The organism is Kineobactrum sediminis (assembly GCF_002868715.1).
In the GTDB taxonomy this organism is placed as follows: Bacteria; Pseudomonadota; Gammaproteobacteria; order Pseudomonadales; family Halieaceae; genus Kineobactrum; species Kineobactrum sediminis.
This window is the reverse complement of record NZ_PKLZ01000008.1, coordinates 146284-159969: the sequence shown is the minus strand read 5'-3', so window position 1 is coordinate 159969 and position 13686 is coordinate 146284. Positions and strand designations below refer to the sequence as shown.

Here is a 13686-nt window from a genome sequence, read left to right as displayed (position 1 = left end):
CGTGGCCCGGGTTCCGGATATGTGCTCTTTGTCGGCCTGCGCTACAGTTTCAGTCGCAAACGTAACCGCTTCGCCAGTGTAATTGCGCTTGTTTCCATGCTGGGTATGGTCCTCGGGGTGGCGAGCCTGATTACCGTGCTCTCTATCATGAACGGCTTCTCCGCCGAACTGCGTGAACGTATTCTTGCCCTGGTACCCCATGGTTATGTCGAACCGGTAGCGGGCAATCTCAATGACTGGGAAACAGTGGCGGAGGAGTTGATCGCGTCTCCGCAGGTTGTCGCCGCGGCGCCCTATATCAGTGACCAAGTGATTCTCGCCGGCCCTTATCTGCTGCGCGGAGCCGTACTCACGGGGATTGAGCCCAACCGCGAGGCCGCGGTGTCGCGGGTGGGACAGTCGATGACTTCAGGCCGGCTGGATGATCTCGCCACAGAGCCTTTCACGGTGGTATTGGGAGCCACTCTGGCGCGCACCCTGGGAGTCGGCCCCGGCGATACGGTGCAGGCTACGCTGCCAAAGCTGACCATTACCCCATTGGGCACTTTTCCCCGAACCCGACGTCTGCTCGTGTCCGGCCTGTTCAGTGTCAACGCCCAGCCCGACAGCTACCAGGCTTATGTCTCCCTGGCCACGGCCCAGCGCTTGTTTGGCCTTGGTACGGGAGTCGACGGCGTGCAGGTAAAAACCACGGATCTGATGGCAGCCCCGCGACAGCTGGCGCAGCTCGCCAAAACCTTGCCCCCGGGACTGCAGGCAAGGGACTGGAGCCAGACCCAGGGGAGCTTGTTTCAGGCGGTCAGGATGGAAAAAATAATGGTCGGGCTATTGCTGTTGAGTGTGGTCGCGGTAGCGGCGTTCAATATTGTTTCGACACTGGTTATGTCGGTGGCGGAAAAGCGCGGCGACATAGCAGTGTTACGCACCATGGGCGCCCGTTCCATGGGCATCATGAGTATATTCGTGGCCCATGGCCTCGGGCTCGCCGCAACCGGAATTACGCTGGGTGCGCTGGTGGGCATCACCCTGGCTACCCACATAGCGGCTGTCTCCGCCTGGCTGGAACGGCTGCTGGGTGTGAGTTTATTTGATCCCACGGTCTATTTTATCAGTGAGTTGCCAGCGCGCCTGCTATGGCAGGACGTGGCCTGGGTAGTGGGGGCCTCACTCTCGCTGAGCCTGCTGGCCACGCTGTACCCGGCCTGGCGAGCCTCGCGAATTGCCCCGGCTGAGGTGTTGCGCTATGAGTAATGATGCAGTGTTGTACTGCGAGAATCTGGGCCGAACGTATCGGGATGGTAATCGCCTTGTCTCCGTTCTTGATGGAGTGCAGCTATGCCTTCAGGCGGGGGAGAAAATAGCGGTTGTAGGCGCTTCAGGATCCGGCAAGTCCACCTTGCTGAATCTGTTGGGCGGCCTGGACGAACCCAGCGCCGGTCGGGTATTGATGCGGGGCCAGGATCTGGCCACGCTGAGTGAGCGCGAGCGCTGTCGCTGGCGTAACCGACACCTTGGATTTGTCTACCAGTTTCACCATCTGCTGCCCGAATTTGACGCCAGGGAAAACGTGGCCATGCCGCTATTGATCGGCGGCATTGGCCGTAGTGCGGCCTGGCAACAGGCCGCAGAGGTACTGGAGCAAGTGGGTATGGGGCATCGGTTGAAACACCGGCCGGGGCAACTGTCCGGTGGTGAACGCCAGCGCGTGGCGATTGCGCGCGCCCTGGTAACGACCCCGGATTGTGTGCTGATGGATGAACCCACCGGTAACCTTGACCCGGAATCGGCGGCACAGGTACTGGCACTGATTGATTCCCTGAGTGCCGGTAAAACCGCCTTTGTTGTGGTGACCCATGATCCGCATATTGCGCGGCGCATGGACCGCACGCTGGAGTTGGTTCTCGGTGCCCTGCGGGAGCAAGCTCGTGAGCCGGCTTGAGCTGCTGCGGATTGCCCTGCGCTATGGTTTTGCCTTTGGGCGCGGTTACCTGTCCACGTTTTTGTCTTCGCTTTCCACCCTGGGCCTGGTGCTGGCGATTGCGCTGCTGATAACGGTGTTGTCAGTCATGAATGGCTTCGACAAGGAAATGCGCGAACGCATTCTTGCAATGGTGCCCCACATCACGCTCTACTCCCAACAACCACTGCGTGACTGGGAGCCTCTGGCCGCCACGCTGGCAACGCATCCGGAAGTGGTTTCAGTTAATCCTTTTGTGCAATTTGACGCGCTGTTTCTACGCGGCAGGGAGATTGAGACCGCTACCGGAATCGGCCTGGATGCCGAAACGGAAGGGGGCCTGCTGGCTGCGCTGTCCCCGGCCCAGCGTGCCGAGTTCCGTGCCCGGCCTGACAGCCTGCTACTGGGGAGTGGCCTGGCGGCGCGACTGGAGGTCACTGAAGGTGACAACCTGACCGTGATTGTGCCTCGCGCAGGCAGCAGTAACGCAGCCCGGGATGCACGCTTTGCCAGTGTGGTACTGGTGGGAATTGTGCACACGGCCACCGAGCTTGACGAATCGGCGGCGGTGGTGAGACTGGCCAGGGCTTCGGAGCTGGCGGGCCTGGAGGGTGGCATCAGTGGCCTGCAACTGCGCAGTCGTGACCTGTTCAGCGTTGACCGGCTGGGCTGGGAACTGCTTAATGAGTTGCCATCCGGGTTTTACAGCACCAACTGGATGATGACCCATGGCAATCTCTATGCTGCGATTCAGTTATCGCGTGACCTGGTCAGTATCCTGTTGTTTTCGATTATTGCCGTGGCCGCTTTCAATGTCGTGTCTTCCCTGGTGTTGGTCGTGTTCGACAAGCAGGGGGATATTGCCATTTTGCGTACCCTGGGGGCGACCGGCGCGGACATCAGCTGGGTATTTGTGATTCAGGGCGCCATGATCGGCATGGTAGGAGGGATTCTAGGCAGTCTCTGCGGCGTATTACTGAGCCTTGCGATACCACCCCTGGTGGCCGGCCTGGAGCAGCTGCTGGGGTTCCACTTTCTTGACACTGATGTCTATCCGGTGTCATTCCTGCCGGTGGACATCCTCGCTGCCGACATCCTGCAGGTGGCGGGTATCGCTCTGCTGATGTGCGTGCTGGCGGCGCTGTATCCCGCTCGCAGGGCGGCACAACTGGCACCTGCGCTTATTCTTCATCAGGAGCGCGTTTAGCGCGCGCCGCTCTCCGGCGCCGCCGACGGCGCCATTGTCTGGATACATGCCAACGCCAGAACAGGTTTACCCCGGTGTACCCGAGCGAGCCGAACAGCAGCCCACATAGCACGCTACCCAGCAGCAGCGGTTTCCAGATACTGCCTATCCGCGCGCTCAGCCAGGCCAGGCTCAGCTCGAACTCGAGCACCTGTACCGGCACATCGATCAGTAGAGCGCCCACGCGATAGGAGATATAGAAAATCGCCGGCATGGTGAGCGGGTTGGTTACCCAGACCAGGGCCACTGATAAGGGGAGGTTGCAACGCAGCAGCACCGCCATGATGGCGGCGACCGGCATCTGGCCAGGAATGGGTAAAAAGGCTACAAACAGACCGGTAAAAAAGGCCATGGAGGTCGAGTAGCGATTAATGTGCCAGAGATTGGGCTGGTAAATCCATTCGCCCAGTACGTGCAGGCTCTCAAGCCTGCGTATCCGGGTTGGGCTGGGAAGCCACTGTTTGAGCGTTTTTCTCGGCATGACACCATCGGTTGGTTTGGACGTGTAACGTAGTACTACTGTGTGATGAACTGCGCTTGAGGAACTGCCCGGCAGGCCCGGGCAGCGTCATCCGGGTAGTATTATGGCGTTTAAATCGGGTTATCACCACTGATGCGCAGTGTATTGCTGCTATTTGCGGCAAGCATCGTGTTAATGAGCCAGGCAGCGGTATTGCCGCCCAACCAGGTCGTTTTCCTGGCCGCTCTCAGTGGCATCCTGGCCATTCTTGCGGGCAACCACTATTGGCGCTGCGCGGGCGCCATGCTGCTCGGGGTGTCTGTGGCGTCCTGGCACGGCCAGCAGCTACTGGACCGGCGTCTGCCCGAGGCGTGTGAGCGCATTCCCGTCACCGTATCGGGCCGCATTCACAACCTGCCGCGCATGAGTCGGTTAGCGGAGGATCGGGTCAGCCAGCGGTTCGAGTTCAAGGTTGACGCACTGTCGTCGCCCCAGTGCGCCGGGCCCCGCACGCTGCTGCTGAGCTATTCCGGGGAGGCGATACTGGTACCCGGCGAGCGCTGGCAATTCGAGGTGTTGCTGCGGCGCCCCTGGGGCCTGGTTAATCCCGGGTCCCATAATCTCCAGGCGTGGTATGCGCAAACCGGTATTGATGCGGTGGGGAGTGTGCGCATGTCAGCGCCGGCGCAGCGGCTGTCAAGGGCCGACGGGCGCAGCCACCATCGCTATCGCCAGTGGCTCAGTCGGCAAATTCTGCAGGCGCTTGGGGAGGGCCCGGCCAGCGGCATCCTGCGGGCGATCACCGTCGCCGACCGCAGCGGGCTCGACCACGGCCTGTGGACTCTTTTCCAGCATTTCGGGGTCAGCCATCTGCTGGTTATCTCGGGACTTCACGTGGGCCTGGTGGCGGGTTGCGGTTTTGGCCTGGGGTCGATTGTCTCCCGGCTGCTGTCCCTGGCGGGTAATAACCGTATCGGCGGTGTTTTGCCACCGGTGTTCGCGCTGCTCTTTGCCACTGCCTATACCGCTTTGGCGGGCTTTAGCCTGGCGACTACCCGGGCATGGCTCATGTTGCTGTGTTTTCTGCTGGCCACCCTGTGCGGTCGCCCGGGGTTATCCTGGAATAACCTGTTATTCGCAGCCGTGGTGCTGCTGGCGCTGAACCCACTGGCGGCACTGGGGGCAGGGTTCTGGTTATCATTCGGGTCTGTCGCCTGCCTGTTGTGGCTGTCGCTGTGGCGCCCGCGCCCGGGGCGATCCGGCAAATGGTTGGGAGCGCACGCGTATATGTGCGTTGCGATGCTGCCACTGGGCGGCTGGTGGTTTGGCGGCGTCAGCCAGGTAGCGGCTGTCGCGAATGCTGTGCTGGTGCCTTTGGTAGGCGTATTTGTGGTGCCGCTGGCCCTGGCAGGGGTCATTTTAGGTGCCTGTGGCAGCGCGCTTGCCGGGCCCGTATGGTCGCTCGCTGCCTGGCCGCTGCTAAAGTTATTACCCCGCGGACAGAGCCTGGTCGAGCAGCATCCGGGATGGTTGTACAGCCAGCTTTCGCCTTCCTACGCGGCCCTGGTACTCGCAGTCATTGCGCTGGCACTGGTGCCTGTTCCGGTGCACAGGGCCATCAAAGGGCTATTGCCGCTGCTGGTTTTACCCCTGTTGCTGGTGCCGCGCGCGCACAGCGTGGCGCGGTCCGGTGATGTTCATATCGTGGCTCTGGATGTGGGCCAGGGCACAGCAACGTTAATCTACGATGGCCGGCGGGCGCTACTCTACGATACTGGCGGGGGTATGCCCGGTAGCTGGGACCTCGCGGGCGCGGTGGTACTGCCCTTCCTGCGTGCACGCGGGATCCGCCATCTCGATAGCCTGGTGATCAGCCACGGCGATACCGATCACAGTGCCGGCGTGGGCACGATACTGGCGCGCCTGCCGGTACACCGGCTACTGCAGGGCGCGGATCTTCCCGTGCGTCAACATGCGACCACCTGCGTTGCGGGGATGGCGTGGCAGTGGCAGGCGGCCATTCGTTTCCAGGTATTGTCGCCGGCGTCGGGGGAGTCCCTTACCAGTAACGAGGGCTCCTGCGTGTTACAGGTCACGGTGCATGGTTATCGATTGCTGCTCCCTGGCGATATTGGCGTGCGTCGGGAGCGGGAACTGGTGCGTTACTGGGGCTCACAGCTGGCCAGCGACTGGGCACTGGCTCCCCATCATGGCAGTAATACCTCGTCGTCCTGGGCCTGGCTAAAGCAGGTTCGCCCCCGGTTTGTCATTTATACCAGCGAGCGCGCCAGCCGTTATGGTCATCCGGCGGAAGAGGTGGTTTCGCGCCATGCCGGGCTTGGGATAAATACCCTGAATACTGCCAGCTCGGGAGCGCTGGAGTGGGTGATTGGCGTAAACGGTGAGGTGTCGCTGCTGGCTCATCGGGAATCTGCACCCCGTTTCTGGAAATAGCACAGTTGTTTCGCCCCATCGGGCCCTGTGCGTATAATGATGTCTCAAAATCTATGGCAGGATCTGATTGTGCTGGAACTGGTTACGGCGGGCGGCTGGCTGATGGTGCTGATAATATTCAGCTCCATTTTGGCCCTGGCAATCTGTATTGAGCGACTCTATACCCTCAATTCCAAAAAAATATCACCGCCACACCTGCTGGCCACGGTATGGAAGCAACGCAAGGCAGGTGAGCTGGACGCTGCTGCGCTGCGCAATCTGAGGCAATCATCGCCTTTGGGTACAATCCTCGCTGCGGGCCTGGCCAATGCGAATCACGGGCGCGATGTGATGAAGGAAAGTATCCAGGAAGCCGCCAGCCATGTCGTTCACGATCTCGAGCGCTATCTCAACTCCCTGGGTACCATTGCCGCGGTGGCACCGCTGTTGGGCCTGCTGGGCACGGTTGTGGGCATGATCAAGGTGTTCGCGGAAATCATGTCCCAGGGCACCGGTAATGCGAGTGCACTGGCGGGTGGTATTTCCGAGGCGCTGATCACCACGGCGGCGGGCTTGGCGGTGGCTATCCCCGCGCTGGTGATGCACCGCTATTTTGTCGGCCGCATTGACACCGTTGTGGTCAGCCTGGAGCAGGAGACCATCAAGCTGGTGGACGCCCTGCACAACGAAGCCACCGCGGACCGCAACGCTTGAAATTTCGTCGCCAGGTCACCGGGGAAGTCAGCATCAACCTGACGCCATTAATCGACATTGTGTTTTTGCTGTTGATTTTCTTCATGGTGTCCACCACCTTCAGCCGGGAAACCCAGCTCAGCATCGACCTTCCCGAGGCCAGCGGCGAAGCCCGTGACCGGGACGATCGGCAGATAGAAATCCTGGTGGACGAGCGCGGCGGTTACCGGGTCAACGGCCAGGCCCTGGTCGATACCCGCCTGCGCACGCTGCAGGCCGCGATTTACAAGATTTCGGTGGGCGATACCACCCTGCCGATGGTGATCACCGCAGACGCCCAGGCCGCGCACCAGGATGTCGTGCGCGCCATGGATGCCGCGGGCCAGATGGGGTTCGTGCACTTCAGTATTACCACGCGACAACCCTCGGGTAACGGCAGCAGCCAGTGAATAAAGACCCGCAACGTATCGGCAAACACACCGACTGGCAGCTCTACCGGCGTCTGCTGGGTTACGTTGTGCCCTACTGGTACCTGTTCGCCCTGAGTATCTGCGGCTATGTCGTCTATTCGCTGGGCAACGTGCTGCTTGCCGACCTTATGCAGTTTCTGCTCGACTCGCTCAACGGCTCGGACGAGGCTGAGTCCGGCCTGGTATCGGGGGCGGCCTACGCGTTGCTCGATGCCGGCGACAAGTCGCGACTGGAGTTTGCCCGCATTGCCGTGCCGGCGGCGATGGTATTTCTTGCCTTTACCCGTTCGCTGGGCTACTTCGCCGGTACCTATTTCATGAATCATGTGGCCAGGAACCTGGTGCATGAGCTGCGCCGGGAGCTGTTCAACAAGATGCTGCGGGCACCGAGTATCTATTACGACAGGCACAGCCAGGGCCTGCTGATTTCCAAGATCACCTTTAACGTGGAACAGGTAACGGATGCGGCAACCAAGGCGCTGAAAGTGGTAATCGGCGAGGGCCTCACGGTCGTCGGGCTGCTGGGCTACCTGTTTTACCTGAACTGGCGGCTGAGCCTGATTTTCATGCTGGTGGCGCCCTGTATCGCGCTCGTCGTGTCGGTGGTGGGCAAGCATTTCCGTCGCTACAGCCGCCGCATCCAGGAGTCGATGGGCGACGTTACCCAGGTGTCAAATGAGAGTATCGGTGGCTACAAGGAAATACGCCTGTTCGGTGGCCAGCAGCAGCAAGACGACCGCTTCGAGCGCGCCAGCCAGTACAACCGTACCCAGAGTCTCAAGCTGGCGTTTGCCGATGCCATGAGTACCCCGGTGATCCAGACCATGCTGGCGATCGCACTGGGTGCCATGGTCTGGTTCGCACTGAACCCCGATATTCTCAGCGGCTTCAGTGCGGGTTCGCTGGTGGCGTTCCTGACCGCGGCGGGCCTGCTCGGCAAGCCCATTCGGCAGGTGAGCAGCGTGCAGAGTGTTATCCAGCGGGGGCTGGCCGCCGCCGAGGATATTTTTGCCCAGCTGGATCTCGAGGAAGAGCCGGATCAGGGCACGATTACCGTGGAGCGTGCACGCGGTGATATTGCATTCAGTGAACTCTCCTTTGCCTACCCCGGCACAGATGAGGTTGTCCTGCGCGATATCAACCTGCGGATCGACGCCGGTGAAACCGTTGCCCTGGTGGGGCGTTCCGGTAGCGGTAAAAGCACACTGATCCAGCTGTTGTCCCGGTTTTACCCGATTGAAAATGGCCAGATCACCCTGGATGGTGTCCCCATCAGCGATTACCGGCTGGCCAACCTGCGCCAGCAATTAGCGATGGTGTCCCAGCACGTCACCCTGTTTAACGACACCGTATACAACAACATTGCCTACGGTGAGCTGGCGGATGCCGGGCCCGAGGCAGTGCGCGCGGCCTGCGAGTCGGCCTATGCGCTGGAGTTTATCGACAAACTGCCCCAGGGCCTGGATACCGTGCTGGGCAACGATGGCGGGGGCCTGAGTGGCGGCCAGCGCCAGCGCCTGGCAATTGCCCGCGCAATATTAAAGGACGCGCCCGTGCTGGTGCTGGACGAGGCCACTTCGGCGCTGGATAACGAATCCGAACACCGGATCCAGCGCGCGCTTGATGTCATCATGGAGGGCCGTACGACCATTGTGATCGCGCACCGGTTGTCCACGGTGGAGCGGGCCGATCGTATTGTGGTGATGGACGCGGGACAGATTGTCGCCACCGGCAGCCATGCGGAATTGCTGCAACAGAACGGGCTGTATGCGCAATTGTATAACCAGGAGTTCAGTGACCAGGACCCGGAGTGAGCCGATGCTGGTGCGAGCCTGGTATCGGCAGGCCACCTGGTTGTGGCTGTTGCGGCCGCTGGAACTGGTGTTTCGTGTGGTTGTGCAACTGCGCCGCAAAGCCTATCGGTATGGCCTGGCTACTGTCTACAGGCCACCGATACCCCTGGTGATCGTGGGTAATATAACGGTGGGAGGCACCGGCAAGACACCGGTTGTGATCGCCCTGGTGGAAGCCCTGCAGGCCCGTGGCCTGCGCCCGGGGGTAGTCAGCCGTGGCTACGGCGCGGCGCCCGGTGCCAGGTTTCCCCACCAGGTCAGCGACCGCAGTGATGCCGACCAGTGCGGCGACGAGCCGCTACTGATTCATCGTCGTACCGGCGCCCCCACGGTAGTGGACCCGGATCGTTCGGCGGCGGTGAGCACCCTGCTGGCCAGCGCCGAGATAGACCTGGTGCTGAGTGATGACGGATTACAACACTACGCACTGGCGCGGGACTTTGAAATCGTCCTCATGGATGCCCTGCGCGGCACCGGCAACGGCTTTTGCCTGCCTGCGGGCCCCTTGCGCGAGCCACTGGGGCGGCTCGCCGAGGTTGATTACGTGCTGTTGCGGGGCAGCGATGACCCGATCCAGGGGGTGCGTTATGACGTTCAGGGCCTACGCCCGGTGCGCGAAAATGACGCTGGCGAACAGGCGGCGCCGCTGCCCGGCAGCGCAATACACGCCGTGGCCGGCATCGGCCAGCCGGGGCAGTTCTTCAGCACACTGGAGGAGGCGGGCTTTGTGGTGGGAAAACATTCCTTTGCCGACCATCATCGCTACACTGAGCAGGATTTTGCCGCTTTTGCCGACCGACCGATTATCATGACGGAGAAAGACGCGGTAAAATGCCGCTCCATGGCACATGCGCAGATGTGGTACCTGAAGATCAGCGCACGCTTGCCCGAACCCCTGGTCGACGCGGTGGCAGCACTGGTGCGCTCGCCGGCCTGAACACGGACTCCCCATGTCATTTACGGTTGTAATTCCCGCGCGCTTTGCCTCGACCCGCCTGCCGGGCAAGCCGCTGCTGCCCATTGCCGGCAAGCCGATGGTCGAGCACGTGTGGGAACAGGCGCGACTGAGCGGCGCCAGCCGGGTGGTTATCGCCACGGACGACCTGCGTATCCTTGAGGTGGCGGAAGCGTTTGGCGCCGAGGTCTGTATGACGGACGCCAGCCTGCCTTCGGGCACGGATCGCCTGCAACAGGTCGCGCAACGGCTGGGGTTTGCAGGTGACGCTATTGTGGTCAATGTGCAGGGCGACGAACCGCTGATCCCACCGGGGGTGATCGACCAGGTGGCCGGTAATCTGGCGGCCAACCCAAAGGCTGACATTGCCACGCTATGTGTGCCGATCATTGATGTTGAGGAACTGCATAACCCGAATGCCGTGAAGGTGGTATTTGGCGAAGACGGGCGGGCACTGTACTTCAGTCGGGCACCGATTCCCTGGCCGCGGGATGCCTTTGCCGCTGGCAACGGTAACGTGCTACCCACCGCTGGCAGCTGGTATCGACACGTTGGCATTTATGCTTACCGGGCACGCTTTTTACACCAGTATGTGACGTGGCCGACGGCGCCATGTGAGCAGCTTGAGCAGCTGGAACAGCTGCGCGCCCTGCATCATGGGGTGCAGGTTCATGTCGCACTGGCACAGGCCACAGTGCCTGCCGGCGTGGACACTGCCGCCGATCTGGCGCAGGTGGAAAGTCGTTTGCAGGAGGTGTCCCTCCGTGGGCCCCAGTAGCAGCCTGCAAACGCTCAACACCCTGCGTTTACAATCGCAGGTGCCGTTCCTGCACAGCATTACCAGTCTCAATCAGCTGCGCGATGTACTTGACCACGCCCGTGCCCTGGATTTGCCGGTACTGCCGCTGGGGCATGGCAGCAACGTTGTTCTGTGCGGTGACATGCAGGCAATGGTACTGAAGATCGAACTGAGCGGTCGCACAGTGGTCGGTGCTGACGCGGAGGCGGTGACCGTGCGTGTGGCCGCCGGGGAGGACTGGCACCAGCTGGTGCTGTGGAGCCTGGCGCAGGGGTATTATGGCCTGGAGAACCTGGCCCTGATCCCCGGCACCGTCGGCGCCGCGCCGATCCAGAACATCGGTGCCTATGGCCGCGAGCTGGGATCCTTTGTCGTCGCCGTTCGCGCACTGCGTTGCAGCGATGGTGAAATGATCACCCTGAGCCGCGAGGACTGTGCTTTTGGCTACCGCGACAGTATATTCAAGCACGCCTTGCGCGACGCCGTGGTGATCACCCATGTTGATTTGCGGTTGTCGCGACAACCCGCCCTGGAGATCAGCTATCCGGGTTTGCAGGCCGAGCTTGCCCGCTCCTGTTATGAACAGACGCCCACCCCGCAGACGGTGTGTGACGCGGTGGTGGCACTGCGCAGGGCCAAACTGCCCAACCCGGCCCTGGAGCCCAATGCGGGCAGTTTTTTCAAGAACCCGGTGGTTGCGCGCGGCAAGGCGGAAGCCCTGCGCGCCCGTTATCCTTACATGCCGTTGTACCCATTGGATACCGATACGGCCAAGCTTGCCGCCGCCTGGCTGATAGAAGAAGCCGGCTGGAAAGGCGTGCGCCAACATGAGGTGGGGGTTCACCCGGGACATGCGCTGGTACTGGTAAATTACGGCGCCGATAACGGCGGCGTACTGCTGGCCCTGGCGCGGGACATCCAGGCGGCCGTTGCAACCCGGTTTGATATTGCGCTGGAAATCGAGCCGCGTTTGTACGGAGAGCCGGCGTGACGGCGTTTGATGCCACCTCCTTTCTGCAGCGCCTGACCACCCGGCCCGGTGTGTACCAGATGTACGACGCCGAGGGCAAACTGCTCTATGTGGGCAAGGCCCGTAATCTCCGTAGCCGGGTCAGCAGTTATTTCCGGGCCAGTGGCCTCACCACCAAGACCATGGCGCTGGTGGCAAAAATCAGTGATATCCAGGTCACGGTTACCTCGACTGAAGTCGATGCCCTGTTGCTGGAACACAATCTCATCAAGAGTCATCGGCCGCCCTACAATATCCTGTTGCGCGACGACAAGTCCTACCCTTATATTTTCCTGTCCACTAATGACGAGTTCCCCCGGCTGGCCCTTCACCGCGGTACCAAGCGTCACAAGGGCAGTTATTTCGGGCCTTATCCGAGCGCCTCTGCGGTGCGCGAATCCCTGCATTTCCTGCAGAAGGTATTCCGCGTGCGCCAGTGCGAGGACAGCTTTTTCCGCAACCGTTCACGGCCCTGCCTGCAACACCAGATTGGCCGCTGCACGGCGCCGTGTGTAGGCCTGGTCAGCCCGGAGGATTATGCCCGCCAGGTGGAGGACACCGCCTTGTTCCTGGGTGGCAAGTCACAGGAATTAATGGTGCGCCTGGCGGATGACATGGAACGTGCCGCCGCGGCGCTGGAGTACGAGAAGGCGGCAGTGTACCGGGATCAACTGGGCCAGTTGCAACACGTGCAGGCCAGCCAGGGTATCGAGGGCAGTGTCGGTGAGCTGGATATTCTCGCCGTGGCGGTTGAATCCGGCCGCGCCTGTGTGCAGGTATTATTCATTCGCAATGCCCAGGTGCTGGGCAGCAAGTCTTATTACCCGCCACTGAAACTGGACGAAACCGGCGCCGAGGTACTGGCCGCGTTTTTACCGCAGTTCTATCTGGCTGAGGCTCGGCCCATCCCGGGCGAAATCATTGTTAACGAATTACCGGAGGACAGCGCCATTCTGGCGGAAGCACTGTCCTCGAAGGCCGGGCGCAAGGTGACCATCCGCGCCCGGGTGCGGGAGGCCAGGGCGCGCTGGCTGCAGCTTGCGGTGCAAACCGCGCAGACCAACCTGAGCTCGCACCTGGCGGGCCGGCAGTCCACGCTGGAACGGCTGCAGCGGCTCCAGGACGTGCTCGGCCTGGCCGAGCTGCCCGAACGGATGGAGTGCTTTGATATCAGCCATAGCAGCGGTGAAGCCACGGTGGCGTCCTGTGTGGTGTTCGACGCCAGTGGCCCGCGCAAGTCTGACTACCGCCGCTTTAATATCGAAGGCGTGACCGCCGGCGACGATTACGCCGCCATGCAGCAGGCGCTGGAGCGACGTTACCGGCGCCTGCAGGCGGGCGAGGGCAGTTTACCGGATATATTGTTCATCGACGGGGGCAAGGGTCAGGTAACCCAGGCCATGTCGGTCATGAAAGAAATGCAACTACCATCGGTTGAGGTGGTAGGCATTGCCAAGGGCACCACCCGCAAAGCCGGGTTTGAAACGCTGGTACGCGGCCAGACCGGCGCGGAGCAGCAGCTCAGGGGCGATGATCCTGCGCTACACTTGATCCAGTATATCCGCGATGAGGCCCATCGCTTCGCCATCACCGGCCACCGGGCTCGCCGGGACAAGGCGCGAGGCCGATCCACGCTGGAGGGTGTGCCGGGAGTGGGTGCAAAACGGCGCCGCGAACTGTTGCGGCATTTTGGCAGTGCCCAGGGTGTGGGGAACGCCAACGTGGAAGAATTGAAAAAAATCACCGGCATTAGTGCTACGCTGGCACAACAGATATATGACCACCTGCATGGGGTCGGCGACTGAATGGAG

At 61.5% G+C, this 13686-nt stretch carries 12 protein-coding genes; 11 read left to right on the top strand and 1 reads right to left on the bottom strand.

Annotated elements, in window-relative coordinates; genetic code table 11:
* Positions 1 to 21: 21 nt before the first annotated feature.
* Genes CWI75_RS10455 through CWI75_RS10445 form a run of 3 tightly spaced genes read left to right on the top strand, consistent with a single transcriptional unit; the run spans position 22 to position 3164 of the window.
* Entirely contained in the window at positions 22 to 1251 is a 1230-nt protein-coding gene (locus CWI75_RS10455) for a lipoprotein-releasing ABC transporter permease subunit (protein ID WP_241521173.1), read from the top strand.
* Positions 1244 to 1939 carry an ABC transporter ATP-binding protein gene (locus tag CWI75_RS10450; RefSeq protein WP_101521449.1) on the top strand — a complete coding sequence of 232 codons (696 nt, stop codon included), beginning with the start codon at positions 1244 to 1246 and terminating at the stop codon, positions 1937 to 1939. Before CWI75_RS10455 ends, CWI75_RS10450 begins: the two co-directional genes overlap by 8 nt.
* Positions 1926 to 3164: a lipoprotein-releasing ABC transporter permease subunit gene (locus CWI75_RS10445; protein WP_101521448.1), complete on the top strand. Its 1239-nt coding sequence runs from the start codon at positions 1926 to 1928 to the stop codon at positions 3162 to 3164. The genes CWI75_RS10450 and CWI75_RS10445 overlap by 14 nt, the downstream gene beginning before the upstream one ends.
* Here the strand turns inward: CWI75_RS10445 and CWI75_RS10440 are convergent.
* Entirely contained in the window at positions 3139 to 3684 is a 546-nt protein-coding gene (locus CWI75_RS10440; protein WP_101521447.1) for a DUF2062 domain-containing protein, read from the bottom strand. The two genes, CWI75_RS10445 and CWI75_RS10440, sit on opposite strands and share 26 nt — an antisense overlap.
* A gap of 132 nt (positions 3685 to 3816) precedes the next feature.
* Here CWI75_RS10440 and CWI75_RS10435 point away from each other — a divergent pair, with 132 nt between their 5' ends.
* The 8 genes from CWI75_RS10435 to uvrC all read left to right on the top strand — a co-directional run bounded on the left by CWI75_RS10435 (position 3817) and on the right by uvrC (position 13680).
* Entirely contained in the window at positions 3817 to 6117 is a 2301-nt protein-coding gene (locus CWI75_RS10435; RefSeq protein WP_101521446.1) for a DNA internalization-related competence protein ComEC/Rec2, read from the top strand.
* Positions 6118 to 6186: 69 nt separating this feature from the next.
* Positions 6187 to 6810 (top strand): MotA/TolQ/ExbB proton channel family protein, encoded by a 624-nt coding sequence (locus CWI75_RS10430; protein ID WP_101521445.1) that lies wholly within the window; start codon positions 6187 to 6189, stop codon positions 6808 to 6810.
* Positions 6807 to 7238 (top strand): ExbD/TolR family protein, encoded by a 432-nt coding sequence (locus CWI75_RS10425; protein WP_101521444.1) that lies wholly within the window; start codon positions 6807 to 6809, stop codon positions 7236 to 7238. Before CWI75_RS10430 ends, CWI75_RS10425 begins: the two co-directional genes overlap by 4 nt.
* Complete coding sequence (msbA, locus tag CWI75_RS10420; RefSeq protein ID WP_241521172.1) at positions 7235 to 9073, top strand: lipid A export permease/ATP-binding protein MsbA; 1839 nt, start codon at positions 7235 to 7237, stop codon at positions 9071 to 9073. The genes CWI75_RS10425 and msbA overlap by 4 nt, the downstream gene beginning before the upstream one ends.
* Complete coding sequence (gene lpxK / locus CWI75_RS10415) at positions 9054 to 10049, top strand: tetraacyldisaccharide 4'-kinase (RefSeq protein ID WP_241521171.1); 996 nt, start codon at positions 9054 to 9056, stop codon at positions 10047 to 10049. Before msbA ends, lpxK begins: the two co-directional genes overlap by 20 nt.
* A gap of 13 nt (positions 10050 to 10062) precedes the next feature.
* On the top strand, positions 10063 to 10845 hold the full coding sequence (kdsB, locus tag CWI75_RS10410) for a 3-deoxy-manno-octulosonate cytidylyltransferase (protein WP_101521442.1): 783 nt from the start codon (positions 10063 to 10065) through the stop codon (positions 10843 to 10845).
* On the top strand, positions 10832 to 11857 hold the full coding sequence (murB, locus tag CWI75_RS10405; RefSeq protein WP_206604699.1) for a UDP-N-acetylmuramate dehydrogenase: 1026 nt from the start codon (positions 10832 to 10834) through the stop codon (positions 11855 to 11857). The genes kdsB and murB overlap by 14 nt, the downstream gene beginning before the upstream one ends.
* A complete protein-coding gene (gene uvrC / locus CWI75_RS10400; RefSeq protein WP_101521440.1) occupies positions 11854 to 13680 on the top strand; it encodes an excinuclease ABC subunit UvrC in 1827 nt (608 codons plus the stop codon). Before murB ends, uvrC begins: the two co-directional genes overlap by 4 nt.
* Positions 13681 to 13686 lie beyond the last annotated feature (6 nt).

Excerpts from the sequence above, each read along its gene's own strand:
- CWI75_RS10450 (WP_101521449.1), top strand. The coding sequence starts at position 1,244 with ATGAGTAATGATGCAGTGTTGTACTGCGAGAATCTGGGCCGAACGTAT.
- CWI75_RS10440 (WP_101521447.1), bottom strand. The coding sequence starts at position 3,684 with ATGCCGAGAAAAACGCTCAAACAGTGGCTTCCCAGCCCAACCCGGATA.
- CWI75_RS10435 (WP_101521446.1), top strand. The coding sequence starts at position 3,817 with ATGCGCAGTGTATTGCTGCTATTTGCGGCAAGCATCGTGTTAATGAGC.
- kdsB (WP_101521442.1), top strand. The coding sequence starts at position 10,063 with ATGTCATTTACGGTTGTAATTCCCGCGCGCTTTGCCTCGACCCGCCTG.